At 64.9% G+C, this 26,909-nt stretch carries 22 protein-coding genes, 1 tRNA gene and 2 pseudogenes; 15 read left to right on the forward strand and 10 right to left on the reverse strand.

What is annotated here, in order from left to right; all coding sequences use genetic code 11:
• The first annotated feature begins 26 nt into the window (after window positions 1-26).
• A complete protein-coding gene (locus tag RM479_RS00685; RefSeq protein ID WP_311509704.1) occupies window positions 27-401 on the forward strand; it encodes a hypothetical protein in 375 nt (124 codons plus the stop codon).
• Between the two features lie 205 nt (window positions 402-606).
• Here the strand turns inward: RM479_RS00685 and RM479_RS00690 are convergent, their stop codons facing one another.
• From RM479_RS00690 to RM479_RS00730, 9 genes are all read right to left on the reverse strand, one after another.
• Entirely contained in the window at window positions 607-1,203 is a 597-nt protein-coding gene (locus tag RM479_RS00690) for a cysteine hydrolase family protein (protein WP_311509705.1), read from the reverse strand.
• Window positions 1,204-1,268: 65 nt separating this feature from the next.
• Window positions 1,269-2,360: an LLM class flavin-dependent oxidoreductase gene (locus tag RM479_RS00695; protein WP_311509706.1), complete on the reverse strand. Its 1,092-nt coding sequence runs from the start codon at window positions 2,358-2,360 to the stop codon at window positions 1,269-1,271.
• A 72-nt stretch (window positions 2,361-2,432) separates the two neighbouring features.
• A complete protein-coding gene (locus RM479_RS00700) occupies window positions 2,433-3,542 on the reverse strand; it encodes an ABC transporter substrate-binding protein (protein ID WP_311509707.1) in 1,110 nt (369 codons plus the stop codon).
• Window positions 3,543-3,592: 50 nt separating this feature from the next.
• Window positions 3,593-4,459: an ABC transporter permease gene (locus RM479_RS00705; protein WP_311509708.1), complete on the reverse strand. Its 867-nt coding sequence runs from the start codon at window positions 4,457-4,459 to the stop codon at window positions 3,593-3,595.
• Window positions 4,456-5,277 (reverse strand): ABC transporter ATP-binding protein, encoded by an 822-nt coding sequence (locus RM479_RS00710; RefSeq protein ID WP_311509710.1) that lies wholly within the window; start codon window positions 5,275-5,277, stop codon window positions 4,456-4,458. The genes RM479_RS00705 and RM479_RS00710 overlap by 4 nt, the downstream gene beginning before the upstream one ends.
• Before the next feature lie 289 nt (window positions 5,278-5,566).
• Complete coding sequence (locus tag RM479_RS00715) at window positions 5,567-6,004, reverse strand: hypothetical protein (RefSeq protein ID WP_311509711.1); 438 nt, start codon at window positions 6,002-6,004, stop codon at window positions 5,567-5,569.
• A 308-nt stretch (window positions 6,005-6,312) separates the two neighbouring features.
• Window positions 6,313-6,681, reverse strand: coding sequence for a nucleoside triphosphate pyrophosphohydrolase family protein (locus RM479_RS00720; protein WP_311509713.1), 369 nt, complete (start codon window positions 6,679-6,681; stop codon window positions 6,313-6,315).
• A gap of 233 nt (window positions 6,682-6,914) precedes the next feature.
• Complete coding sequence (locus RM479_RS00725; RefSeq protein WP_311509714.1) at window positions 6,915-7,433, reverse strand: DinB family protein; 519 nt, start codon at window positions 7,431-7,433, stop codon at window positions 6,915-6,917.
• Between the two features lie 44 nt (window positions 7,434-7,477).
• The gene (locus RM479_RS00730; protein WP_311509715.1) at window positions 7,478-8,314 is read right to left on the reverse strand and encodes a MerR family transcriptional regulator; all 837 of its coding nucleotides are present in this window, start codon (window positions 8,312-8,314) and stop codon (window positions 7,478-7,480) included.
• Between the two features lie 263 nt (window positions 8,315-8,577).
• Here RM479_RS00730 and RM479_RS00735 point away from each other — a divergent pair, with 263 nt between their 5' ends.
• From RM479_RS00735 to RM479_RS00785, 11 genes and pseudogenes are all read left to right on the forward strand, one after another.
• Window positions 8,578-9,111 carry a hypothetical protein gene (locus RM479_RS00735; RefSeq protein WP_311509716.1) on the forward strand — a complete coding sequence of 178 codons (534 nt, stop codon included), beginning with the start codon at window positions 8,578-8,580 and terminating at the stop codon, window positions 9,109-9,111.
• Between the two features lie 188 nt (window positions 9,112-9,299).
• Window positions 9,300-9,372, forward strand: a tRNA-Lys gene (locus RM479_RS00740).
• A gap of 661 nt (window positions 9,373-10,033) precedes the next feature.
• Complete coding sequence (locus tag RM479_RS00745) at window positions 10,034-11,236, forward strand: helix-turn-helix domain-containing protein (RefSeq protein ID WP_311509717.1); 1,203 nt, start codon at window positions 10,034-10,036, stop codon at window positions 11,234-11,236.
• Window positions 11,237-11,253: 17 nt separating this feature from the next.
• Window positions 11,254-11,754, forward strand: coding sequence for a flavoprotein (locus RM479_RS00750; protein ID WP_311509718.1), 501 nt, complete (start codon window positions 11,254-11,256; stop codon window positions 11,752-11,754).
• 79 nt (window positions 11,755-11,833) lie between these two features.
• Window positions 11,834-12,082: a hypothetical protein gene (locus RM479_RS00755; RefSeq protein ID WP_311509719.1), complete on the forward strand. Its 249-nt coding sequence runs from the start codon at window positions 11,834-11,836 to the stop codon at window positions 12,080-12,082.
• Window positions 12,079-12,327: a hypothetical protein gene (locus RM479_RS00760; protein WP_311509720.1), complete on the forward strand. Its 249-nt coding sequence runs from the start codon at window positions 12,079-12,081 to the stop codon at window positions 12,325-12,327. The genes RM479_RS00755 and RM479_RS00760 overlap by 4 nt, the downstream gene beginning before the upstream one ends.
• 246 nt (window positions 12,328-12,573) lie before the next feature.
• A complete protein-coding gene (locus RM479_RS00765) occupies window positions 12,574-13,029 on the forward strand; it encodes an NUDIX hydrolase (RefSeq protein WP_311509722.1) in 456 nt (151 codons plus the stop codon).
• 219 nt (window positions 13,030-13,248) lie between these two features.
• Complete coding sequence (locus RM479_RS00770) at window positions 13,249-14,313, forward strand: IS110 family RNA-guided transposase (RefSeq protein WP_311509724.1); 1,065 nt, start codon at window positions 13,249-13,251, stop codon at window positions 14,311-14,313.
• A 108-nt stretch (window positions 14,314-14,421) separates the two neighbouring features.
• Window positions 14,422-14,991: a class IV adenylate cyclase gene (locus RM479_RS00775; RefSeq protein WP_311509725.1), complete on the forward strand. Its 570-nt coding sequence runs from the start codon at window positions 14,422-14,424 to the stop codon at window positions 14,989-14,991.
• Window positions 14,992-15,305: 314 nt separating this feature from the next.
• Entirely contained in the window at window positions 15,306-16,451 is a 1,146-nt protein-coding gene (locus RM479_RS00780) for a DNA cytosine methyltransferase (RefSeq protein WP_311509727.1), read from the forward strand.
• A 377-nt stretch (window positions 16,452-16,828) separates the two neighbouring features.
• Window positions 16,829-17,637: pseudogene (locus tag RM479_RS00785) on the forward strand (transposase family protein).
• Here the strand turns inward: RM479_RS00785 and RM479_RS00790 are convergent.
• Window positions 17,535-18,014 (reverse strand): annotated as a pseudogene (locus RM479_RS00790) (transposase family protein); the annotation flags it as partial. The pseudogenes RM479_RS00785 and RM479_RS00790 overlap by 103 nt on opposite strands.
• 360 nt (window positions 18,015-18,374) lie before the next feature.
• Here RM479_RS00790 and RM479_RS00795 point away from each other — a divergent pair.
• Genes RM479_RS00795 through RM479_RS00805 form a run of 3 tightly spaced genes read left to right on the forward strand, consistent with a single transcriptional unit; the run spans window position 18,375 to window position 26,694 of the window.
• Window positions 18,375-20,207, forward strand: a complete 1,833-nt coding sequence (locus tag RM479_RS00795; RefSeq protein WP_311509729.1) for a hypothetical protein — start codon at window positions 18,375-18,377, stop codon at window positions 20,205-20,207.
• 44 nt (window positions 20,208-20,251) lie between these two features.
• Window positions 20,252-21,658: a hypothetical protein gene (locus RM479_RS00800; protein WP_311509730.1), complete on the forward strand. Its 1,407-nt coding sequence runs from the start codon at window positions 20,252-20,254 to the stop codon at window positions 21,656-21,658.
• Window positions 21,655-26,694: an FtsK/SpoIIIE domain-containing protein gene (locus RM479_RS00805; RefSeq protein WP_311509731.1), complete on the forward strand. Its 5,040-nt coding sequence runs from the start codon at window positions 21,655-21,657 to the stop codon at window positions 26,692-26,694. Before RM479_RS00800 ends, RM479_RS00805 begins: the two co-directional genes overlap by 4 nt.
• Window positions 26,695-26,909: the final 215 nt, after the last annotated feature.

Genomic DNA, 26,909 nt, shown 5'->3' on the forward strand with positions numbered 1-26,909 from the left:
AGCCTGAACGGACCCCTGGAGCAACGATGATCCTCAAGACGTACGCCCGCCTTTGGGCCGACGACCTGAGCACGACCCTCCCCCTGCTGGAGCGCCTGACGGGAACGCGTCCGGACTTGCACTTCGCCTTCGATGAGATCGAGCTCGCCGCCATCGGTGACTTCCTGGTCATCGCCGGACCCGCCGAGGAACGCGCTCGGTATGCCCACGCCACGGCCACGGTGATCGTCTCCGACCTGGACCAGACGCGCGTGGCACTGGACGAGGCAGGCGCCGAGATCACCACGGAGGAGGCGACCAGCGCAACCGGCCGCTTCCTCTACGCCCGTCATCAGGGCGGAGCGGAGGCCGAGTACGTCGAATGGAAACCGGAGGTGCGGCGTCAGGTACTCGGCGCGTAGGTGTCGGCCGGCTCCTTCGAAGCACGACCGGCCTGTTGGTGAACGGGAGCCCCGTGCCGGCGACCAGCCGGACGAGCAGTCGCCGGTACACGGCTTCCGTTCACTCACCCAGCCGACCCCGGCAGGCCACGCACCGCGGACCTCCGCCCACACCTCACACCATCGGACGACCACAGAATCACTCGAAGACTCACGAACCGCCCTCTCAGGGCCCGGTCGGCCAGTGCGCCGTGATGTCGTCGACCGTGGTCACCACGGCCGCGTGCATGGACAGTGCCCGCATCGCCGCCCGCTGCCGGTCCTCCTCGTAGGAGGCGGTCGCGTCGGCCGTCACCACCACGCGGAACCCGTGCTGGAAGGCGTCCCGTGAGGTGGCGTCCACGCAGCAGTCCGCCGTCAGCCCGCACACCACCACCCACGACGTGCCCCCGGAGTACAGCCCGCGGGCGAGGTCGGTGCCGTGGAAGGCCGAGTAGCGGCGCTTGACCACCACCTCCTCGTCCTCGCGCGGCGCCAGGGCGAACCACTCCGCGCCCGGGGTGTCCGCAACGCACGGTTCCCGTTCCACGAGCCGTTCGCGCGGGATGTCCACCAACCCCCGGTGCCACCGCGAGGCGTCCCACGGTTCGTCCAGGTCCTGTTCCAGGCGCACCCACACCACGCGCACCCCCGCGGCGCGGGCCCGCTCCACCAGCCGTCGGGTGCCCGCCACGGCCGCGGCCACCCGATCGCGGCCCGCGGCGTCGATCCAGGAGAGCCGGTCCGGATCGGCGAAGTCCCGTTGCAGGTCCACGACGAGCACGGCCGCCTCCCCCGGTGCACCCGGCACCGGGCGGAGGCGGCCTGTGACGTCGGTGACGGATCCCGTCACCCGGCGCCACCACCGGCCGGGTCGGGGCGCAACAGCGGCATGACCCGCTCCCCGAACTCCGTCAGATCGGAGTGGTAGTCCGGGAAGATCAACATCAGCCCGTCTAGTTCGGCGAACTCGACGGTCTCCCGGATCCGCGCCGCCACCGTCTCCGGGGACCCGGTGACGAACGGCGTCTGGAACGCCTCGTCCTCGGGCCGTTCGGCGGTGGACGACATCGCCCGCTCCAGGGGCAGTCCCCAGGACACCTTCATGTTGACCAGCGCGTCCACGTCGGCGCCGCGCCCGTACTCCAGCCGTCGGGCCTCGGCGGCCTCATCGGTGTCGGCCATGATGACGGTGAGCATCGAGTAGGTGCGGATGCTCCGCCCCTGCTTCTCCGCCCGCGTCTTGACGTCGAGGCTGGCCTCGCGCAGTCCCGGAAGGTCCTGCGAGGTGAGGAACGAGCCGTCGCAGTGCCGGGCCTGGAACTCCAGGCCCGTCTCCGAACGGCCCGCCGCGATCAGCGTCGGACGCCGCTCGGGGTGCGGCAGCGACCGGCAGTCGTCCAGTTGGAAGAACTCGCCGTCGTGGCTCACCGACGGTTCCGTCCACAGCCGTTCGAGCACCGAGGTCCACTCCTCGGTGTACCGGTAGCGGTCCGCGTGCGACAGGGTCCCGTTCCACAGACCCATCTGCTCGAACTCCTTGGCGTAGGCGCCGACCACGATGTTCATCCCGGCCCGCCCGCCACTGATCTCCTGGAGGGTGGTGTACATCTTCGCGGCGATCGCCGGGTGGAACAGGTTGGTGTGGATCGTCGCCCACACCTTGACCCGTTCGGTGGCCTCGGCCAGCCCGGCCATCATCGTCATGGACTCCAGGGTGCGGCCCCAGTGGTCGGTGGCGCCGTCGTAACCGCGCCACTTGCCCATGGACATGATGAAGTCCAGGCCGTACTCCTCCGCCAGGACCGCCGCACGGCGGTTGTAGGCGTAGGTCGCCTCCGGGTGCGGTGCCGTCTCTGAGACGATCCACCCGCCGCTGCCGATCGGCAGGAAGATCCCGTACTCGGTGTCGGCGGCCCGTGTACCGCCCGTTTCGGACAACTCAGATCCCTCGCTCGTGCTGTTCCATGGTGTTCTCCTCCGGTGTCCGCGCCGTTCCCGACGGTCCGGTCGTCACTCGTCCTCGGCGGGCCAGGTGATGTTGCCGGCCACGTAGACGGACTCCAGGTAGTGGGGCTCGAACAGGGGCTCCAGGTCGGGCACCTCGTCGAGGACGCCGTTTTCCACCAGGTTCGCGGTCTCGGCCTCGGTCAGGGACAGGTCGATGTACCCGGGGCTGGAGTCGTCGGGGGTGGAGGCGCGCACCAGTTCGCTCTCGGACTCCCAGACCTTCAGGTTGTGCTCGACGTCGTACTCACCGGTCTCGTCGAAGGTGGCGGCCTGCTCGACGCACTCCTGGCCGTTCTCCTGGCAGTGCTCGAACGCCTTGCCGATGGCCCGCAGGAAGTCCTCGACCACGGTCGGGTTCTCGGCGGCCCACTCGGAGTTGGCCCCCATGACACCGAAGGAGCCGACCACCCCGAAGTCCTCGGGCAGCCACTCGGTGTACTCCTCGCCCATGGCGTCCAACTGGTTGGGCTCGTTGGAGCGGAACGCCGCCAGCGCCTGGACCTGGTCGCGCGGCAGGATGCTCGGGTCGTAGCCGGTCTCGACCTGCTCCACGGCCTCCAGGTCGACGTCGGCGGCGAGCAGCATCGCCTCCAGCGGAGCGCCCAGCATGCCCGGGCGGCCCAGGGTCTTGCCCTCCAGGTCCTTGAGGTCCTCGATGTCGGGCTTGGTCAGCAGGGAGGCGATCGGCACGTGCCCGTAGGTGGCCAGGCCGACGATCTCGTGGTCGTTCTCGTTGGCCTGTACGACCTCGCCCTCGTTGGCCAGGGGGGTGAAGTGGGCGGTGCCCGCCGACACCAGCTGCGAGTTGGCCATGATGTCGCCGACACCGGCCTGGACCTCGACGTCCAGGCAGACGGCGTCGAAGAAGCCCAGTTTCTCGGCCGCGAACACCTCCAACTGACTCACCGAGGCCTGGAAGTAGTAACCGGTGATGTAGGTGACGGTCCCGGCCTCGCGGTTGGTGTCGCAGCGCTCCTCGTCGATGGCCATCGCCGTCGTGGGGCTCTCCTCGGTGGAGGCCTCGGAGCCGCCGCAGGCGGCGGTCGCCAGGACCGCCGTGGCCAGGGCCGCGGCACCGAGGTACCGCGAGAGCGATGTGGTGGGGGTGATCATCTGGGAGTTCTTTCGTTCGTTGGACAGGGTGTGGGGTGGGATCTGCGGGTCTAGGTGGAGGCGCGCCGCTGCGATTCGTGCCAGAAGAGCACCCGTCGCTCGACGGCGGTGACCAGTGCCAGCATGAGCACGCCCATGGCGGCGAGGCAGGCGATCGCGGCGTAGACGGATTCGAGGCGGGCCGTGGAGGCCGCGTTGCGGATCATGGTGCCGAGGCCGCCGGTGCTGCCCGCGGCCACGAACTCCGCGACCACGGCGCCCACGATGGACAGCGGCATGACCACGCGCAGCGCGGCGAACGTGTAGGGCAGGCCGTAGAGGATTCGCGCCCGCCACAGCACCTCCGTCCGGGAGGCGTGCAGGGTCTCGAACACGTGCAGGACGGAGGGGGGTACCGCCCGCAGGCCGGTCGTGACGTTGATCAGCACGGGGAAGAACGTGATGATCGCGGTGACGACGACCTTGGGCGTCATGCCGAACCCGAACGCCAGCACCAGCCCGGGCGCCAGGGCCACGACCGGGGTCACGTTGAGGACCACGGCCAGCGGCATGAGCGCGCGCCGGACCACGGGGACCTCGGACATCACCAGGGCCAGGACGAACGCGGTGCCCGCGCCGCAGGCCACGCCGGCCAGGGCGATCGACAGGGTGGTCCACGCGTTGGTGAGGAACACCTCCGGCCGGTCCACCAGGGCCAGTCCGACCTCGGAGAGTTCGGGAAGGATGTAGGGGTGTTCGGCGGCGATCGCCGACCAGATCAGTCCCAGGATCAGGACCAGGACCGTGGTGGGCGCCCAGGTGGCGGGGTGCAGCGGTCCGCGTCGGGTCGATCGTCGTCGCGGGGCGGGGGTCGTCCGCCGTGGGGCGGGTGCGGACCGGACGGGGGCTTTGGCGGTCATCTCGATGCTCTCGCTCACAGCGGTACGAGGTCGTCGGGGGCGGCACCGGCCTCCCAGGCGGATTGGAGGGACGCGCGGACGCGGTCCTCCAGTGCGTGCATGCGCGGCCCGGTCACCACGGAGGCGTCCCGGGGACGGGGCAGGTCGATCGGCAGCACCTCGTGGACGCGACCGGGGCGGGCCGACATGACGACGACCTCGTCGGAGAGGGTGACCGCCTCGCGCACCGAGTGGGTGACGAAGACGACCGTCGTCGCCCGGCGCTGCCACAGGACCAGGAGTTGCAGCCGCAACGCCTCCCGGGTGAACTCGTCCAGGGCGGAGAAGGGTTCGTCCATGAGCAGGAGCTCGGGGCGCATGCCGAAGGCGCGGGCGATGGCCACGCGCTGTTGCTGCCCACCGGAGAGTTGGTGCGGGTACCGGTGGGCGACGTCGCCCAGGCCGACCGCCCGCAGCAGGTCGTCGGGGTCCTCCCCGTCGGTGCCGGCGCGGCGGTTGACACTGCGGGGCAGGGTGATGTTGCGGCGCACGTTCCGCCAGGGCAGCAGGGCCGGGGTCTGGGGGACCAGGCCGATGGCCTTGGCCGCGCACAGGGCGCGGGGGGTCGAACCGAAGAGCGAGACCTCGCCGGTGTCGTGTTCCTCCAGACCCGCGATCACCCTGAGCAGGGTGGATTTCCCACAGCCGCTGGGGCCGATCAGGCTGACGAAGCGACGCCGTCCGACGTCGAGGTCGATGGACTCCAGGGCCGGACGGTGAGGGTCGCCGCCCGCGTAGGTCTTGGTGAGGCCGCGTATGCGGATGCCGTCGGTGAGGTCGGTCGAGGGGTGTGTCATGCCCGCTCCTCATGATCTGTGCGCACATGGTCGCACACGGTCGCGATCGAGGGCACGTCGATGGTGCGCAAGGCGATCAACCGAGGGGGGAGCGGGGGCGGGGGCCGGTGACACCGGCCGTCGTAAGGGGGAAGTCCACGGGAGGCACCCTCCGGGTGTCGGTCCCCGGGCACGACGGACCGGGGACAGGCGATGGAGAGCGGGTGGAAGAGGGGATCGACGGCCCGCGGGGTTCATGTGACGAGGTGAGACGCTAAGGAGCTTCGATTAACTCTGCATGAAGGCTCCGTCACGTACCGATATCGAGTATGCGCACACGGTTCTCCGGGTCCAGGAGCGCGACCGTGATCCGGTGGGTGGCGAACGCGCTGGGCAGCCAGGCACCGCGACCGAACAGCTTGGCCAGGGGCTCGCCCAGGACCAGTAACACCCGGGCTCGGGGGAAGTGGGTGTCGCGCAGCCAGGACAGCTTGAAGGCGTCGGCGATGACCTTGTTGCGTTGTGACGACTTCATCTGACCGGAGAAGGGCGAGCACTGGACGAGCAGGCTCGGTGGATCCCCGTCGGCGCAGTCGACGCCGATCCGGGTGCCGTCCGCGAGCGTGAACTCACGCGGCGCCAGGTCCATACCGAGTTGCGCGGACAGGGCTCGGGCCAGCTCGGTGCTGTCGGGTCGGACCGGCCGGGCGAGGGTGTCCGCGGGCGCGTGTGCCGCTGTTTCCCTCATGGTGAAGAAGACTTTAGTGCACAAGCGTCCCAAGGGTCGCGTCACTCGGCCTTTGTCGCGCGGGTCCTGGCACGGGTCGTCTGTGCTCACCTGGGATTTTGGCGGATTATTTTTGTGTCGAGTTTCACACGAACCGTAAAGGTGGGATGTTTACACTGGAACCCCGTACCAGAAGGGGGTTCGGGCTCCACGCGCTCCGTGCGCCCCGGTGCTCCACGTCGTCCTCCCGGTGCCCCCCGGCGTTATCGGAGAAAGTCGGAAGGCGGAAGAGAAAAGGTTTTTCCTTTCGGTATCCGAGAAGTCGGAGTTCAATCTTCACCGGGTCCGTCCGGGCGGTCGGTTCCGTCGGGTCCGTCGGGTCCGTCGGGGCTCTCCCGGAGGCGGGACGACCACTTCGCGTCGACCTCCGCGAGCAGATCCACGTCATGGTGGTCGGCCAGGAGCAGCAGCTGGCAGAACACGTCCGCCAGTTCGGACCGGAACCCCGCCGCCATCTCCTCCGGGGTACGGCCCTTGGTGCGGGTCCCGCCCGACATGGCCAGGAACGCCTCGGTCAGCTCGCCGACCTCCTCGTGCAGCTTGAGCATGAACCACGCGGAGTCCCGCTCGATGCCGTGCCGCTCCGCGTAACGGTCGGCCACCGCGCCGACCCGCGCGGTGAGGGTGCGAAAGTCCACGGATCCACCTCTTTCCCTGAGATCACGCTCTTCGAGGAAACGGATCGTAACGGCCCGTCACGACGGACCGGAACCGAGGCCGTGGGGATCGCGGAGGGAACGACGTTCTTCACCCGGCCGGAACGCGCACCGTCCGCACCGTTCTCCACACAGGGACGCGCGCCCTCCCCCCGAGGCCGGGCGGCGCTCCTCCCGGGAGCGTCTCGGGAGCCTCCCGGGACGCCCGAGCGCGTCTACGATCCCGGCGAGGAGACGGCGCGCAGCATCCGCAGCTGACCCATCTCGGCGGCGTTCTTCATCAGTTCGGCGTTGACCCACGCCGCGGTGTCCGCCACGGTCATCCCGGACCCCTCCGGCCAGGGGAAGGGGGCGGGCGCGTCCAGGTCGACGGTGGGCAGCACCCGCGTCCACTCCTCCCGCAGGCCGACCAGCCGCGCCACCACACCCTCCGGCCCCGGCCAGTCCACGGCCTCCCGGTCCCGGGGGACCCGGCCGGCCAGGTGGTCGAGGGTGACCTCCCACCACCAGCCGATGTGCCAGCTCAGCCAACCGATGGTGGGGACCGGCACGGGATCGGGCTCGGTGTCGGCCCAATCGGGGGACCAACCGTCGCCCTCCGGGCGCATCGTCCAGCAGAGGCCGGCCGGTTCCCAGAGGACGTCCTCGGGGACCAGCCGGTCCAGGTGGTACTCCAGCAGCCCCCAGGTCAGGTCGAACTGGCGGCGCAACAGATCGGTACGGGCATCGCTCATGCGGGGCAGCCTGACACACGTGCCCACCCCGCCCCAGCGGTTTTTCACCCGGCGGGTCGCACCGGCTGCACCAGGTCGGTCACCCACTCCTCCTGGGGGCGGTCGCCGGGCGTCCAGTACACCTCACGGCAGACGCCGGCGAGCCCCAGGTCGTGCTCGCGCGCCCAGTCGACCAGCGCGGCCCAGGTCTCCCCGATCCCGGCGACCTCGCCCCGGTGGGTGGTCACGGCCGCCTCGCAGCCCGGCAGGGTGGAGACCTCCAGCCCGGGGGCCGCGTCGACCCCGTCGGGGACCACGAAGCCGGCGGTCACGGTCATCCCCGTCGCCTCCTCGGACTCGTCGTACCGGTAGAAGGCGATGCCGGGACCGACGTCGATCCCGGCTGTCGCCAGGATCCCCGCCACCTCGGGATAGAGGGGGCCGAGCACGGGACCGACGTTCTCGGGGCCCGGGCCGGGGATCTCGCGCGTCAGCGTGGCGATCCGCTGCGGCCCGACCCACCGGACCTCGGCGGTGATGGTGGTCGATGTGGACATGGCGGGCAGTCCTTCCCTGCGTCGGAGATAGGCGTCGATCCGGTCCAGGCGGGCGCGGCGCTCCACGATGTCCCGCCGCAGCTCCGCGCTCGCGGCCCGGAGGATCTCCCGCTCCCTCCCGGGGTCGGGGTCGTCGCACACGATGCGCGCGATGTCCTCCAGACCCAGCCCGAAACCGCGCAGCTGGACGATGCGGCTCAGCCGGGTCAGCTGCCCGACCTCGTAGGACCGGTACCCGGTCACCGGGTCGACCCGGGCGGGTGCGAGCAGCCCGATCCGGTCGTAGTGCCGGAGCATCCGGACGCTCACCCGGCCGATCGACGCGAACTCTCCGATGGTGAACATGACACCTCCACGTTCGGGCCTGACACCGTGTCAGGGTCAAGGGGCGCGTCACGACGGCCTTCCGGCCGGTGCCCTCCATGATCGCTCCGCGGTACGGCCGCCGAGGGGAGCCCGGCCGGGGGAGGGGCCGTAGGCCGCGTTCCCCGGAGGGGCGGACCGTGTTCCCGCGCCTTCTCGTCCCCGCGCCTCCTCGGCTACGCTCACCCCCCATATCGAGCGCCCGCGGCACCCGCGCCGCCGCTCCCACCCCCCGGAGCCCCACCGTGTCCCACGACCCCCCTCCCTCCCACGGCGCCCCTTCTCCCGGCAAGGCCGGTTCCATCGGAGCCCAGGTGGCCCTCGGCCTCGGCATCGGCTGCCTCGGCCTGGTCGTCGCCGGATCCGTTCTCACGATCGGCGGCGTCCTCCTCGCCCGCGAACTCGGCCAGGACCTCGCCCCCTCTCCCGGCGTCTCCTCGGAAGAGGCGCCGGCGGAACCCACGGACGGGTACACGGCCCAGACCCTCGTCGCCGAACTGGACACGCTGTACCCGCTCCCCGACGCGCGCGACGAGTCGTCGTCGTGCGTCTCGGAGGATGACGGCTGCCTCGCCCTGGTCACGACCGACCTCGTGTCGGTGTACGAGATGCCCGACGCGGACTCCGCTGCCCGGTGGGCGGCCGGAGCGGAGGCCGGAGCGGAGGCCGGCGACGCTCGCCAGGCGGGCCGGTTCGTGCTGTTCTGGCCCGAGGATTCGGCCCAGCCCCTCCTGGAGCGCGACAAGCTGCACACCAAGGCGATCGTGCTCGTGGGATAGGACCCGGTGGGCCCCGACCGAGGTCAGGGGCCACTCGACGGCGCGCCGAAGCGGTCGGGAGCGCGGAAGGCCGGTGGCGTAGGGAGGGCGCGTGTTCGCGGGCGGTGGATACTCGGCTGTGTGCCCGCAGTGGTATCCGGTAGACTCTGGCCTCGGTGGCGTCAGCCCTGCTCACGCGGGTCGGTCACGGGCCTCTAGCTCAATTGGCAGAGCAACGGACTTTTAATCCGTGGGTTCAGGGTTCGAGCCCCTGGGGGCCTACCCACAAAACCCCAGGTCAGAGGCCCTTTTCAAGGTCTCAGGCCTGGGCTTTTCTCGTTCCAGGTGCCCGCTGGTTGCTCGGAGCTCGCTCTTTTGTCTTGCCCGTGCCTCCCACCTCCCGAGCACCCTCGCTCCCCTCCCTTCCGCCGTGCCCCGCGGCGCCGTTCACTCGGGCCTGTCACGCCCACCAGCGCCCCGCTGCGCCACTGAACACCCGTTGGTGGTCCTGGCGCGTGATGTGGACGTGCAGGCCCGCTGAATGCCGTACGTCGCCCGGCCGGAATCGCTGCCGTTGGCGTCCCACAGGGGCGGGGCGGGAGCTTTCCCGCCGGGGCCCGCCCCGCCCTACGTGAAGAGGAACTGCCCACTTGGGTATGTCTCTGGATTGCGAAGGGCCCACCCGCAGCGGCTTTGACCTGCACTGACGGGCCGAAAGGGGCGGGCCGTTCTAATGGGTCCAGTATCGGGCGGAGTCACAGGCCCTCCATGTGGCCCAGTCACAGGCGGAGTCACAAGCGGAGTCACGGGCCCACCCTGATTGTCGGATTTGCGAATCGGGGGTGTAGGGCAGCGCTATCCGGGAGTTTGTGGATTTTCCACGCGCCCCTCGCCTATCCGTGTCTACCCTGATGCCATCACCCCCTGGCCGGAGGGCGAGCACGTGGCCGAGCAGGAACTCCCAACCCCCTCGGAGAGTGTCGGCAAACGAGTGGCGCGCGCCCGCAAACGGCGCGGACTCACACAGCAAGGCCTGAGCCAGCGAACCAACTACGCCCGATCGCACATCGCCCAGGTCGAGGCCGGGCACAAGGTCGCCACCCCCGCGTTCGTCGCAGCCGTCGCGGACGCGCTCAAGGTGGAGATGAGCGAGCTGTACGGGCAGCCCTACCGGGGCGACACCCCCTCGACGGACCGCGTCCACCGCTCCATTCCCGACCTGCGTCGCGCCCTGGCGTGGTCGGACCTGCCGCCCGAGCTGGAAGGTCCGGCGCGCCCGCTGGAAGCGTTGGCGGTGGAGGTGGAGAACGCGAAACAACTGCGGCGCCGTGCCTGGCACGTCCAGCTCGGGGATCTGCTTCCGGCGGTCATGGAGGAGTTGGGGCACCACGCCCATGAGACGGACGACCCGCGCGCGTGGCGACTGCTTTCGGACGCCCACTGCGCGGCCGGAGAGCTGTCCCGCCGCCTGGGTTACAGCGATCTGGCGGATTCCATGTTCAGGGAGGCGGCTCGCTTCGCGTCCCTCTCGCGTGATCCGCACCTGCCGCTGATCATCACGTGGCGGCGTGCCCTCGTGCTCATGAACCACGGTGCGCTCGCGGCGGCCGTCCGGCTCCTGGAACGGTGCACCGAGCGGATCGAGGAGGGGAGCCCCGGCGATGTGGAGGTGTCGGGGGCGCTCCACCTGCGGGCCGCCATCCTTGCCGGACGACTGGGCGACGCCAGCAACGCCTGGGAGCATTTCGAGCGGGCGGCCGAGATCAGCGCCCGCGCGGGGCGCCCCCACCTGGACGATTACAGCACGTACTTCTCACCCGCCAACATCTTGATCCACGGTGCGGCGGTGGCGACCGAGCTGGGCGATCACGACGAGGCGGTCCGCCGGGATGCGGCCATCCCGGCGAACGCCCTCAACAGCCTCGCCCGGGAGCGCCGGGCACACCATCTCATCGACATGTCGCGCGTCCATCTGGACCAAGGCCGCACCGGACAGGCGCTCGCCCGGCTCGTGGAAGCGGAGCGGGTCGCCCCCCAGATGACCCGCTACCACCCCTCCGCGCGTACCGTCGCGACCCACCTCCAGGACCGCCGCAGGATCCTCTCCGAGGACCTGCGGGGCCTCGTCGCGCGCATGCGCCTGTGACGACCAGACTGGGCGGCATGGGAACTCTCTACCTGACGCTCTCGGCCGCCTCCACCACGCCGCAGGAGACCGCCCCCGACCTGATCCGCCTGCTCCAAGACGAGGGGTGGACGGTCACCGTCCTGTGCACGCCAACGGGCACACGCTTCCACGACCTCGCCACGCTGGAGGAGCTGACGGGCGAGCCGGTCCGCGTGGACTTCCGCCGCCCCGGCACCGGCGTGAGCCTGGCTCCTCCGGACGCGGTCCTGGCCTGCCCGTGGTCGTTCAACTCCACCAACAAGACGGCCCTAGGGCTCGCGGACACCTTCGCCGTCGCGCTCGTGTGCGAGATGATCGGGCGCGGTGTGCCCACCTTCCTCGTGCCCAAGGCCGGGACCGGGCTCGGCGGCCACCCCGCTTGGAGCCGCAGTCTCCGCATGCTGGAGGAGATCCCGAACGTCACCCTCCTACACGGCACCCACCGCAGCCTCCCCACGTGGCGCGAGGTCGCGGACTCTCTCACCAAGGCGCCCTGACGGACCCTCCCGGCCTCGGGAGACGGGCATGTTCCAACTTGGAACAGTGCACCCCCTTGACCGGCCCACCATCGCTCCCATGAACGACGCGACTCCCCAGAGCGACCGAAACGAGCTGGACAGGCTCAACCGCGAGTACCCGGGTTGGAGGGTGTGGCGCAGCCGTGACGGCGGCACCCCCTCCGGTTGGGTTGCGACCAACCTCAACCCCCACAGCACCTACGACCCGACCCTGCACGCCAACACCGTGAGCGGACTGGAGAGGCTGCTCATGCACCCGCCGCACCGGATCGGCCGACCCCTGCGCGACAGGGAGGTGACGCTGTGACCGAGCGGCGAACGGGCGTGGTGCTGACTCCCGAGCAAGAGAGGGCCCTGGACCTGGTGCGCCCCCACGTGGACCAGCTGCAAGCCGAGTTCGGGGACAGGTGGGAGATCGGCCCGTGCCACCCGTGGAACGGCACCGTAGGGCGGCTGTACGCGAAGCGGCGCACCGAGGCGGTGGGTGAGCTCCCAGCGGTGAGCGCGCGAACGGTGGAGGAACTGCGCGTCAAACTGCGTGAGCGCCACTGAACCGAACACGTGCGACAGGTCCTGATTCCCGCCACCCATAGGTCAGGGCCTGCTTGCCTGCGGCTGCTGTTCTCGGCCCCGAAGTGTCCTGCCGTCGCTCACCGGGCGGGAAGGTCGGCGAGAGGCCGGAATCCCTCACCGCCGATATCCGACCGACCCCGGTCACGATCTGGAGGCACCGCTGCCTGACAGGGGCGCTCTCAAAGCACCTGTCACGCTCCTTCCAAGCTTCCTATGCTCCTGGGCATGAGTAACCGCACTGGAGATGGGTCGTCAACGCTGCTGCACTCGGTGTCGGTTGCCGGAGCCGTCATTGACGAGGACGGCCGGTTCCTGGTGATCCGCCGTGCAGACAACGGCCGCTCGGAACTCCCTGGTGGTGTCCTGGAGCTCGCGGAGACCCCGGAGGACGGTGTGTGCCGGGAAGTCTGGGAGGAGACCGGTATCCACGTCAAGGTGGACCGGCTCACCGGCGTCTACAAGAACACCACCCGCGGTGCGTCGCCCTGGTCTTTCGCTGCAAGCCCTTCAGCGGCACCGAACGCCCCCTCTCCGGAATCAACTGACGTCGCCTGGCTCACCCCCAGCGAGGTGTCCGAGCGCATGGGCGAGGTCTACGCGATCCGCCTCCTCGACGCCCGGGACCCGAACACCCCCCACGTCCGCAGCCACGACGGCCCCCGCCTGACAGTGAGGATGTAGATGGCACCGCCCGCGGGTCTGACCCACCGCCTGACTGACGCCCCGGCTGTCCTGATGGGGAATCGTCGACCCACCGGGCGGTGCCGCCACACGCGCGGCCGACCGGGTGTCCGTGACCTCATAGGAGCCTGGCCAAAGGTCCCATCACTGTCCTGTCCGTCCACCCGGCCGGCGCGTGCCACCCCCAACGCGCGCAACGCAAGGACGGCGATCCCCAGCATGACAGAACACCCCACGATCATCGGCGGCGTGGACACCCACACCGACACCCACCAGGTGGCGGTGATCGACACCGTCGGCCGCCACCTGGCCACCGAAACCTTCCCCACCACCCCCGAGGGCCACCAGCGCCTACTCGCCTGGCTGCGCTCACACGGAGACCCGGCCGCCGTCGGGATCGAGGGCACCGGCGCCTACGGGGCCGGTCTGGCCCGCCACCTGCGCGACCAGGACGTCACGGTGGTAGAGGTCGACCGACCCGACCGCAAAGCCCGCCGCGACCACGGCAAATCCGACCCGGTGGACGCCTACGCCGCCGCCACTGCCGTGCTGTCCGGGCGGGCCACCGGCACACCCAAAACCCGGAACGGCATCGTGGAGGCCGTCCGCGCCCTACGGGTCGCGCGCTCCTCGGCCGTCAAGGCCCGCACCCAGGCCATCAACCAGATCCGCACCCTGATCGTCACCGCTCCCGACGCGGTGCGCCAGAAGCTGCGCGGCCTGCCCACCGGGCGACTCATCACCACACTGGCCCGGTCCCGCCCGGGCGGGGACCCGGCCGACCCGGCCGTGGCGGTCCAGATCGCGTTGCGCCGTCTGGCCCGCCGCCACCAGGCGCTGGGCGCTGAGATCGGCGAGGCCGACACCGATCTGGCCGATCTGGTGAAGCGGGCCGCACCGGACCTGGTCGCCCTGCGCGGAGTGGGACCCGAGACCGCCGGCCAGCTGCTGGTCAGCGCCGGGGACAACCCCGAGCGGCTGCGCAGCGAGTCGGCGTTCGCGCACCTGTGCGCGGCGGCCCCGGTCCCGGCCTCCTCGGGGCGCACGCACCGGCACCGGCTCAACCGGGGCGGTGACCGCCAGGCCAACAGCGCTCTGCACACCATCGTGCTGGTGCGGATGCGCTATGACGCCCGCACCCGTGACTACGTCGTCCGGCGTACCGCCGAGGGCATGTCCAAGAAGGACGTCATCCGATGCCTCAAACGCTACGTGGCCCGTGAGATCTACCAGCGGCTACCACGCACACACCTGACCGAAGAACAGCTCCTACAAGCCACTTGACATCTATAGGAGCTTCCCCGACCAGATGACCTTTCGAGGTTCGTAACTCCATGCATGGTGAAGGCTTCCAGTGCGGAGCGCGACGCCTCCTGTGATGCTCATGAAGGGATGCCGCCGGTGATCGAGGCCGAGGTGAAGGCACGGGTGGACGACCCGGAGCGGGTGCTGGCCGCGCTGCGCGAGCGTGCTCCGGGCGAGGAGGCCGTGTACCGGGACGTGTACTACGACCTCCCGGACCGCTCGCTGACCGCTCAGGGGCGGGAGTTGCGGGTGCGGGTGAGCGAGCGCGGCGGTTCGGAACGGGTGGTGTTCACCTACAAGGCCCCGGCGGTGGACGAGGAGACCGGCTCCAAACCCGAGTACGAGACCTGTGCCGAATCCGCGCGGGTTCTGGATGCCATCCTGGTCGGCCTGGGTTATGAGCACCTGGTGGCGCTGACCAAGCACTGCACCAACTTTCCCCTGACCACCGAGACCGGGCGGGAGTGCCTGGTCACCGTGGTGACGGTCCCCGAGCTGGAGGGGACCTTCATCGAGGTCAAGACCCTCGTTGAAGAGGATGGCCTTTCCGAAGGCCTGACCGTCCTACGCGGCGTCCTCGCGGACCTGGGTATCGGCGAGGACGCTTTCACCACTGAGCAGTACACCGACGCCGTCATTGCTCACCGCTCGGCTTGAGGGTCCGGATGCTCGGCTCTACGAACCCCGGCGCATACCACTCAGTAGCAACGCCGCAGCTGAGAGCGGTTGATGTGCTGGTTCCGGAGCTCATGGCCCCAGAGAGTGAGGCATGGAATCATCGTGATCGGCACATCAGGCAACGCTTCAGAGGTCGGTCTATCACGCGAGCCCGCCCTTGATCGAGTACGATGACTGCTCGTTCCGCCGGTTCTACAAGCAAGCGTGGAGTGGGGTTGCACGTGGGTGAGCGGTACCCTTTGCGAGCCAAGCGGCGGCCGAAGTTTGAGAAGGGTGTTGGCCCCCTGCGCGTCGTGGACCTCTTCGCTGGCTGTGGTGGCCTAACCCTCGGTATCGCCCAAGCAGCCTACAAGTATGACGTCTCGCTTGATGTACGTCTCGCAGTTGACTTTGAGGCAGCTCCTACCAAGGTCTTCAAGGCCAACTTCCCCAAGGCCAACGTTCAACAAGCACCTGTCGAGTCCTACTTCGACGGTGATCTTGGCGCCTCGTTGACTGCTCGGGAGGCCGAGACTCTCTCAATGGTGGGTGAGGTGGAGCTCTTGATCGGTGGACCACCGTGTCAGGGGCACAGCAACCTCAACAACCACACTCGCCGCGACGATCCCAAGAACCGGCTGTACCTGCGCATGGCTCGCGCCACAGAGGTTCTGCGCCCCAGAGTGGTCGTCATCGAGAATGTGCTGGCCGTTGTCAATGACAAGCAGCAAGTGGTTGCCCGCGCCATTGTTCATCTCAAGAAGCTTGGGTATGATGTCGCCACTAGTCGTATTGACCTACTTAAGCTCGGGGTTGCCCAGACACGCAAGCGGCATATACTTTTAGCCATCCGTGAAGACGCGCTGCCTTTTGGATTTTCGGCTACCGATCTGCTTCAGATCGAACACAATAATGCCGCACCCCGTGATCTGCGTTGGGCGATCGGCGACCTGCTTGACGTTCGACCGAAGTCGTTTTTCGATGAAGCTGCTGTACCCAATCCGGATAACCAGCGGCGCATGAAATATCTCTTCGAAAACGACGAACACAATCTACCAAACGAAGAGCGCCCCAAGTGCCACCAGGGCAAACACAATTATGGTTCAATGTATGGCCGCCTGTGGTGGGATCGCCCGTCTCAGACTATTACCAGTGGCTTCGCGACAATGGGTCGCGGACGCTTTGTCCACCCGGGTCTTCCTCGATGCCTGACCGCACATGAGGCCGCGCGCATCCAAGGGTTCCCAGACTATTTTAAGTTCGTTGATGAGAGGACCAAGCCTCGCTACGAGCTGACTCGCACAGAGGTTCAGGTAATCATTGGCAACGCCGTACCCCCACCCCTAACTGAAGCCCTTACCTCTAGACTCTTCGACGCTGGTCTTCTACAACTGAAAGATGACGTCTTCCAAGAGGTTGAGGATAAATTTACTGCCTCTGCTGTAGACATGGCTTCCTGATCTTACAGGACTGATCTCACTTGAGGTCGTTTTAGATCGTTTTTGAGAAGGGGATAACGGTCCGATCACTTCGCTCTCCTCCGGCCACAGGCTCTGTGATCCTGGTCTTCATGAGTCGTGAGCCGACCTACCCTTCGGACCTGACCTATAACGAGTAGACGCTGGTTGAACCCCTGCTCCCGTCGGGCAACACAAGCGGCCGCCCGGAGAAACACCTCCGCCGCGAGATAGTTGGCGCGATCTTGTACATGGAGCCCTTTTCATCCTGAAGTTGCTGGTCACAGCCGTGCACCAACCACGCAGAACCACCCCTGACAGCAAGAAGCCCCTGGTAGGTGGGTTAACGACCAAGAAAACCTGCCACACCAAGGGCTCCGATGCTGTTCTACCGCTCTGCGCTGCCGTTGTCACGTCGCACCCTGAACCTGGCCGCCCGCACCATCCGCGCCCACCGCAGGAAGACCGGCTCCCGATGGCGGCGCCTTGACCTGGCACAGCAGGCCCTGCTCGTCCTGGTCCACCTGCACAAAGGAGAGCCGTTCGCGCAGGTCGCGGCCGGTTTCGAGGTCGGCACCACGACCGCCTGGCGGTACGTGCGCGAGACCACCCGCCTGCTCGCCGAGCAGGCACCCACCCTCGAACAGGGCTACGCCGCGCACGCCGCAAGGGCTGGGGGTACGTGATCGTGGACGGCACCCTCATCGCCTGCGACCGGGTGGCGGCCGACCGGCCCTTCTGCTCGGGCAAGCACAAGCGGCACGGCATGAACATCCAGGTCGTCGCGGCCCCGGACGGCGAACCCCTGTGGATTTCGTGGTCGCTGCCCGGGGCGGTGCACGACACCCGGGCCGCCCGGGTGTGGAAGATCGCCGAGCGCATCAGAGCCGCGGGCCTGCTCGGTCTGGGCGACAAAGGGTACGTGGGGCTCTCGGACGTGGTGTTCTGCCCGTTCAAGGGCCGCGGCAAGCCGCAGTGGAAGAAAGACGCCAACTCCGAACACGCCAAGCTCCGCAGCCCGGGAGAGCAGGCGATGGCCCAGTTGAAGAACTGGCGCGTTCTGCGCAAGCTCCGCTGCTGCCCGCAGCGGGCGGCTCTGACATCGTGGATCGCGCCGGGCAGCGACCATGAAGTCCACAGCAGGCCACCGTCAGGGGAGGCCACGACCTGGATGTTCATTCCGTGGTGACGATGCTTGTCCGAGTAGAAGGGCTGGTCCGCGGCCAGGCGGTCACACGCGATCAGGGTGCCGTCCAGCACTACGAAAGCCCACCCGGTCTTCCGTGCTCGGCGCAGCGCCTGTTCCAGGGTGGGCGCACGGTGCGCGAGCAGGCCGGTGGTCTCGCGCACGTACCGCCAGGCGGTGGCCGTGCTGACACCGAAACCGGCCGCGACCTGCGCGAACGGCTCTCCTTTGTGCAGGTGGACCAGGACGAGCAGGGCCTGCTGTGCCAGGTCAAGGCGCCGCCATCGGGAGCCGGTCTTCCTGCGGTGGGCGCGGATGGTGCGGGCGGCCAGGTTCAGGGTGCGACGTGACAACGGCAGCGCAGAGCGGTAGAACAGCATCGGAGCCCTTGGTGTGGCAGGTTTTCTTGGTCGTTAACCCACCTACCAGGGGCTTCTTGCTGTCAGGGGCGGTTCCGGGCAGCTGCTGCCACGCTGTGACCTGCGCCTTCAGGATGAAAAAGGCTCACTGTCGCGGTATCGACAGGGCCGATACCCCAAATTTTCTCAACGCGATCGCAGTCAACATCGAGTGTCCCAGCACCAGGTGCGGTGATCACGTGTTCTCAAGCTCCGCGACGCAGTCACGCGTTGGCGAGCTAAGGTTACCTCGGTACTCTGACACCACATTTGATCGACCTTTGGGAGTGCTGGGAGTTAGAATCCTGTAGTGCCCAGGCCTGGCCGACGAAGGACAGCAGCATGCCGCTAGAGGTCAACAAACACGTCCAACGGATGCGTCGTTACCAGCCGTTCGACGCCGACGCCTCTGAAATGATCTACGAGCTACAGGAAGACCGGACGCAGTCGCTATTCCCTGTCGTGACGCTGAATTACCTGTTGGACGCCATTGAGCGGTCGACCACGAAGACCATCGTCCTCACTGGGGATGCTGGACATGGCAAGACGAGTTTGTGCGCCAGCCTTCTCGCTGAGCTGCGGGTCGATGCCGAGCCGGTCACACCAGATGTCCGGAAGGCAGTTTTCCTTGAGCTGGCCAAGGCTGGAGACGCTCGCAGCCCTATTGGTCGAACCCGTAGCGGACGGCCACTGTACATCCTCAGTGACCTTAGCGAGCTCAGCCCACAGGCGGGCGCTCACAAGCTCGTGGAACTTCTTGATCCTCCTGACGAGGGCATTGCGATCATCTGTGCAAACGAGGGCCAACTACGCAAGTGCGCTGCCGAAGACGACAATCTTAGCAAAGGTGGTACCGGGCGCGCCAAGATCTTGGTGCAGATCCTCACGGAAGGTATAGTCCGAGGACAGGTTAACGACCTCAATGGGGCAGTTACTGTTATCAACCTAAACTATCAGTCCGTAGCGGCCGACAATCTCAACGGAGGGCTCATCTCTTGGGTCTTGAAGCAGTGGACAACGACTCAATGGTCACGGTGGAAGCCTTGCGAGACCTGTGACGCAAGGAAGGTCTGCCCGATCTTGGCCAATCGCAACGAGCTGAGCGACCCTACCTATGGACCTCAGCGTCGGACCGGGATCCGGGATTTGTTCGCCGCGGCCGAGCGCACCGGAGCTGTAATCACGACACGTCAGGCGCTGTCGGTCATTAGCTACATGCTCACCGGCGGCCTATCCTGCGAGAACGTTCATGTAAAGTACCAGCGATCGCATTCGAACAGGTTGTGGCAGGCTTCCCACTTGTACCACCAGGCGCTCTTCGGCGACCGGTTGACCCAGCAACAGCGTCATCTGGTTCCCGCCTTTTTCGCGCTACGAAAGCTGGACCCGGGCAAGGTCTCCCGCCGCCGGGTCGACGACCGACTGGACCCGGACACGGCTGGCGACTTCCCTCCTACGGACACCAGTGGCTACCTGAAGAAGATCCGTACGAATCGGGACGTTCAGAAGCAGGCCGAACAGTTGCGGGGCTTGTACACATTCCTGCGGCGAGCTGACTTCTTTAACAGTGATGACAACACAGACCGATTTGCTCGTATGGGGCTGCAGGCCGGCGACGACTTCGTCCGTGTCCAGGACAAAAATCGAGATCCGGCGGACACTAGGGTGCGAGACCGCTTTCTCAAGGGCCTGGAGGCCGTCCAGGGCATCCATCGAGTGGGGAGCAACCCTGACTTCTTCATACTCGACCCTGCCTTCTTCACCCATCGTGCCCGCGCTGCCGTAGTTTCCCGGCGTGTGCCTAGTAAGGGCGTTGAGGTTGTTGACCAGGTCACCCAGTGGCAAAAGGAAGCCGGTGCGCGCATCATCCCTGAGATGCAGAACGCTGTCGAGTGGCTTAACCGAGCTATTTACATCCGTATCCCAGCCGTCGCCCCTGACCAGGACGCAGTCTCGGTGGAAGCTGACCTTCTGCGCTTTGAGTTGCTGACGCGGTGGGCCGCGGGCCTGCGTAGCGAAGTCCAGCACGAGGCAGAGATCCGCGGCCTGAGCGGATCTCTGGCAGAGCTAGCTGACTCGTTGAACAAGGATGACGAGATTCAGGTACTGGTGGGCAACGCCACGAGAAAGCTCATGATCGACGTTGGCGACAAGATCAGATCGGTGCGTGTGTGATGGCTGATCGTTCTAAGGCTGAGGTCGTCCTTCGCCTCTTCGGAGTGAATCTCGAACAGCAGGGACGCGGTTTCTATGTCCCGCTTGAGATGCTCGCGATCGCACGCGGCGTCTACCTGGCTCACCAGGAAGACCCAGCAAATTTCCCAGGGCTCCTAGATAACGGAAAGGAAATGGCTTACAAGAGAACCTCTCACGACCTGGCTCGACGGATTGCTACTAAGGCCAATATCGTTGAGGGAAACGAGGAACTGGGGAAGGCCGTCGAGCTGGAATCAACCGAGACAATGGAAACACTCCATGCCCTGTTCACGTCCTTGCTGGTCGAGATCCCTGGACGGCGTAACCAGCCCAATTGGTTTGGAGTCCACATATATCCGTTCGTCGGTGAGCTCATCCACTACGACGCGGTCGAACGACGAATCAAGCAAAGTGACGCCTCCTCCAAGAAGAGCGTCAAGAAGCGCAAGCAGGCTAGCAAGGTTGCTGCTGGCATCAACGCTCCGAGTATCGAGCGTTACCTCTTCCGTGATGGTGGAAGCTGGGCCTACAAAGTCCTACGCACCGATCCTGATCCTGACCGCAAGAAAGCGACCCGGCAGGGCCTGCACGACCTCGTTCAAGATAGCGGTACACCGCTAGGCAAACTTGCTAAGGCCCTCAGTGCGCACGACTTCGACTACGACGAAGCGCCCATGGAGGGCTCAGACGCAGGAATCAAGTTGCACGAGGATCTCAGTCCGTGGCCTGATCTGTTGAGGGAAGGGATCCACAACATCGTCACTCGGATTGTGACGGTCCCCAGGGCCAAGCGCACCGAGAGCCTGATGCATTGGGTTCCCTACTGCTTGGCGCGCCACCAGCTGCACCTCGCACGCATGAAGCTAGGTGCTATTGATCGTGAGTCAATCCTATTGGATTTCGGCAATGAGGCAAGCCCATTGCGCAGGGAGTCACAAAAGCACCTCATCGGATTCCGCAACGACATCGTCAATGCGATCAATGTTCAGGCTCGGGAAATGATCGACGAAGTCGAAGCCGAAGGCGACGAAAGCAAGAAGCACCGCTACGAAAAATTCACTAAGGAAGCTGGCAGCGCGGTCGCTTCGCCTCGAGCTTTCTTCAGTGAGACCCTTGCCGCTGTAGGGGCCCTGAACGCTACGGCCGGGCGCCGACATTTTACCATGAAACCCCCGATGCTTGAGGGTTTGGTATCTGCGACCCTTCCACAGGGTACGGAAATGGAGTTCGATCAATTATGTGAATTGCTATACAAAAAATACGGGCTCGTAGTAGAGAACAAGGTTGCTGCTGTGAGTCCGTTGGCCCACGAGGTCGACCCATCGGTCCTTGACCACAACGGCAAGGCGTTCCGGGAGAAGCTGGCCGCTATCGGTTTGCTTACTCAGTATTCAGATGCGACCAGTATGGTTCAAGGGGGGCCTCGATGACCGACATCAGCATCCGAGCGCTTGGCCGCTTCGTCGCGGACGAAGCACTCCGCAAAGTAACTGAGATCAACGGATCCCGTGCTTCCCTGAGAATCAGCGGGTTCGACCAGTTGACCGTTATCGAGGCTCTCCGTCACACAGCCCAGAGATTGTCGGAGTCGCCGGACTGCCAGATCATCGTCAAGGTCGGAACTTCAGAGACAATCGAAGGCGTACCCATTGAATACCTGCTGGCGCCGCAGGACCAGCTGACCAAGTGGCGAAATTCAGGACAAGGTAAGGCGGTGTTGCTCTTTGAGTGGGGGCAGTCCCCGGACGCACAAGGGCTGGCGGCCATAAATTCCCTTGACGATGCCACGATTCTGGGTGACTACCATGACACCTCCGGTGAACGCGGGTTCGACAGGTTCATAGAAGAAGCATGGCGGGAATCGGGTGGAATTGGCACCGCTCCAGCCATAATGGTTACTTTTCTGCCGGAGATATGGCATTCTATTACTAACGAGGAACCCCGTTCCTTGCACCGCTGGGCAGATTTCCTGGTTGAGACTGCGCAGAAGGTCGCGGCAACTCAAATTCACACGCATGACGCGGTCTGCGCGGAGATTTCTGCAGCCCTACCCGCGCTTGACCTCTTCCCAGACCGGGAACTATTCAACTATTCAGCTGCGCTGTCCACTCGGATCAAAAAGAACGTCTCGGTTAGTGCTTTCAAGCAACCAACAGGAAAGGAGATCGCCGAGGATGATCTGATAGACCGCATCACCACGACCGAGTTCAGCAAGAAAAATTTGGACCAGATCGGTACGAACTCCACGACTGTCAAGACGCGTATGCGCAGTCTCGTACTCAATCTTAATCGCAGTGGCTCTAACCCTCAAGATTCTCGTCAGCTGCGCCGCGATCAGGATCTCACCCTCTGGCTTGAAGTCTTCGAGCAGAAGTCTAAGAAGAGCGGCCTTGGCCAGCAGGTGCGGCAGGAAATAGAAAGGGCCGACGTAGATCGGGTCGATGAGTTCGACGCCATGATGGTCGAAGGTGGACTTGACCGCGGAGAGCAGGAGGACGCGCAGCGCTTTCTTGACGAGGTCTCTGCCGGTGGGACCGAACCGTTAGCCGACTTACTGACCAAGCGGTCGCGTCGCAAAGTTGAGAAGCTTGCCTTCCCAGACTCTCAGTTTGTCCAAGACCCACTGCGTGCCCTGCTGCGTGAGCTGACTTATTTTTCCGACGAAGAGGAGGGCTCCGTTGTTGTCGGTCTCGAAGGTAACCAAGAAGCTGGGCGGTGGAGCCGCTGGCTATTCGCATTCCTGTACGCTCGCACCCTGCGTGATGTCCAGGACTCTACCGGTCTCCGACTGGCCTTGGAGGTCAAGGATTTCCTGCTGGACCTGACCAAGCCGACCTTGCCGGAAGAGAATGAGCCGTTTGACATGAATGTCGAGTGGGCCCCGTTGCGCATCCTGGTCAAGATGGATGGCGCCGCTCAGCGACGCTTCCGCTGGGACCCCTTGGGCACCCCAGGGCAGATTGCATTGGCGGCCCTAATTCATGGTTGGCGGCCTCACCCTGGTTATGCCAGAAATCTGACCTTCGATAAATTCCTCGAAAACTTTAACGATCCTCGAAAATGGCAGGATGGCGAGGCTTTTCCTGTCTCCGAATCACATTTCTCTAGTCAGCTGGAGAATCTCAAGCTGGAGCACTTCAAGCGTTTTCGCGATGGCCTTGATGCTGAAAAAATAAATCATTATGTACGTGAGTGGGAAGGTGTGCTCAGCGAGGCTCGCACCACTCTGGTTCCCAATAACGCTCCAAACGCAGACCTTGAGGCTGTCGTCCTGAGCGATGTTATTGGGCTGGCTGATCATCGCTTGATGATGCTAGCCATCCATCCTTTGAAGCTGCGCTGGATGGCAAAGAACTACGCAGAGGCCGCCAGTAGTATTGAGACTGCCCTGAACAGGGAGGGAGGTCTGAGCCTCAACCATGAAAACGAGGACCTCTTCTTCGACGCCATCGATCGTATCTCCCCACATGGGACACCGGCGGTTCTCGTGGGGCCCGGCGGTACGATTGCCATTCCGATGCGAGAATCAGCTGGTCACGAAGAGTACGCGTCGGTCCGCTACGGCGGAAATGAATCCAAGGACTGGCTCTCCAGCGTTGACGAGACCGCGATCGACGAGATGGTCCGCGCCATCACCGATTATCTGATGACCTACCCCCACAAGCTTGACGGCCTACGTGTATTGCTTTTGGATCGCAACGGCGACCCTGTCCTGCCGATACGTGTGGCTAAACAGATGCGAGCCAAGAACCCTCGTCTGAAAGTTGATCTGGTTGTCCTAGCTCCCCAGGCCACCCATCACGAGATCATTCAGGGTTTCGACCTGCAGTTTTCCGGTGCGGAGATGTCCGAGGACAGTTTCCTGCCCGACGTCCAGCTCATCTTGCAGGCATGGGAGCCCGACCAGGAAGCAGACCTGTCAGGACTAGAAGACACCATCGACCTCGCCCTGGCTCCGGCGTTGTTCGGCACTCAAAGCAGTATCAAGGAGAGCACTAAGAAAGAGTCTTTGTCTGGATCATTCAACCCTTGGAAGCACCCAGCCTCACATAATCTGACTCAGACCAGCGAGAACGTCGTGAGAGCACTGTTGCCTGAGACTGCTGACGAGACTCTTGAGTCCTGGTCAACTTTGTGCGTGCGTTACGACCGCCGTTCCCCGGTTTCGCGGGAGAGCGTTGACGGCATCGATTACTTTGAGATGCAGGTGCAGTTCGACCAGCACCAGGACTTGTTCGCCACTCTACACCGGGTAGCTCACTGGGTCGTCACTCTCGACAGCTTTATTGGACGTGAGCAGATCGATGCTTTGCGTAACCGCCCTGACGTTATCCTCGTTAAGCCCAAGGTCGGCAAGAACGAGTCCTACACCCTCATTGTCAGCTCGCAGACTGGCCGACAGTTCGTCGTCCAGCGACTGCGGCGCCGTTTGGAGCAGATCGGCGTCGTCACCCCACAGGATTCCGAAGGCACGGCTAAACGAATCTACGAGGTCGGCCGCAACGTGGCCCCCGGCGCCGTGCTGCGCTCCCTCGGTATCGGAACCACGGTTAACGAAGTCGTCGGTCTGGTCGCCACGAGGTTTGTCATCGACCAGCTGTTTCCCGTCTCTCGGCAAGGCACGAGCCTGGTCACCTGGATCAGCTTTGATGAGCACCACCGCTGGTTCGGCCGCGGACACAAAACCCGTGCCGATCTGGGCCGTTTCGTGCTGACTGTCCAAGACGACGGAACAGTTCTCCTAGACATTCTGGTCGCCGAGTCCAAGTTTCGCCAGACATTCGATGTCGGTTCGGCTGAAGAACAGCTCAACCGCACCACTGACTTGTGTGAGGATGCTTTTCGCTCAGACGGCGAGGCTCGCCATGACCGTCCCTTCTGGCTGGACGAGCTTGCCGCCGCGATCGCTCAGACTCGTGGAAGCGCCCTGCAGGCCGCAGATCTTCCAGCGCGTATCTTGATCGGTAATGGTGATCATCGCCAGATTGAGGCTAAGGTTCTTGACGCCCTGCGCTCCGAGGATGTTCAGCTTGCTCAAGTCACCGGTGTTGCCGTGGCCATCTCAGCCGAGGACGACCAACAGGCACCCGCTCCCCGAAGCCTCGGTAAGCACACTCTGGTGAGGCTGAACAGGCAGGAACTGCTGAATCTGATTGGCGCTCTGCGCGCCAATCAGGAGCCCACCGACGTCAACGCCCTTGTTTTCCCTAGTGACCTCAGAGAAACCATGAAGGCTTCTGACACGATCGTCAGAACTTCCTCAGTGGGGATTTCCGTTGAGCTCTCAAATCCCGAAGAATTGTCGGTACTTGGCGAGGTTGGCGATGCAACTACTCCGACAACCCTTTCGGGGGCAGTGGTTGCGCATCACTCTTCTACAGAAGTAAATCCTGTATCTCTGAAGGCTCACCGGGGTGGGCTCTCATCGGAGGATCTGAGGCTTCGATATAACAAGATCGTTGACGTCTTTGCCCTCCACAAGGTCGCGGTCACCGCTCCGGAGGTCGATAAGTGGCAAGAAGGGCCCGGTTTCTACATTTTCCGTTTCATTCCCAATCCTGGGGTGACCGTAGATAAGTTGACCAACCGACGCGACGAGGTTTTCCTGGCCCTGGCCTTGCCCTCTGGATTTAGCATTCGTACCCGAAGTGACCGAGGCGCCGTGATCTTTGAGATTCCGAAGATTAACGACGAGAAGTACGGGGTCGACGCCAAGACGCTATGGCAGCAGTCCCCAACCAATCCTGAGAGCCTCATCGCCCCGCTGGGCGCTGATATCGAAGGCAACCCGGTCGTCATTGACCTTTCCTCGGCAGACTCACCGCACTTGTTGGTGGCTGGTACTACCGGATCAGGAAAGTCCGTTGCTCTGGATACGATTCTTAAGGGTTTGATCAGGTACGACAAGAGAACCCTGCGACTCCGCCTTGTTGATCCCAAGGGAACCGAGCTCGTCGACTTTCAGAACGCCCCTCACCTTGACGGCATGATTGGCATGGACGCTGCCGACGCCATCGAGATTCTTGAGGCAACTGTCGAAGAAATGGCCGTGCGTTATAAGGAGATGAAGGCGATCCGCGCACGCAAGCTCGTCGAGTACAACGCCAAGGTAGATGAAGCAGACCGAAAGCCTTGGATCGTTGTTGTCCTGGACGAGTATGCCGACCTCACCAGCGATCCTGAAGAGAAGAAGCAGATCGAAGCGCTACTCAAGCGCCTGACACAGAAGGCCCGAGCTGCGGGAATCCACGTCATTGCAGCTACGCAACGACCGAGTGCGGACGTTATATCGACGACAATCCGCTCTAATTTCCCTGCCCAACTCGCTCTGCGGGTCAAAACCGCGACCGACAGTCGTATAATTCTAGACGAGACTGGAGCCGAAGCTCTGGCCGGACAAGGCGACGCATTCCTGCGCACGGTCAAAGGCACCATACGATTGCAAGTGGCATACGACGGGAGCTGACCGGGTCTCACCATTTTTGGCTACGTCGGTGTTGTAGGGTTCTGGCTCGGTTTTTGTGGAACAGTCACACAACGTAACTGTTGTTGGTGATTATCAGGAATCCTCAGCCCCGGTCGCACCCTCTCGGCAGCGTCGAATCCCATGTACGAGGTCTGCTCTTGGATCACCTGGGTACTGTTCTCCGGAGTCATCGACATCACGGTCACCAACGTGGA

The sequence above is a fragment of the Nocardiopsis lambiniae genome, from assembly GCF_031845465.1.
GTDB lineage: Bacteria > Actinomycetota > Actinomycetes > Streptosporangiales > Streptosporangiaceae > Nocardiopsis > Nocardiopsis lambiniae.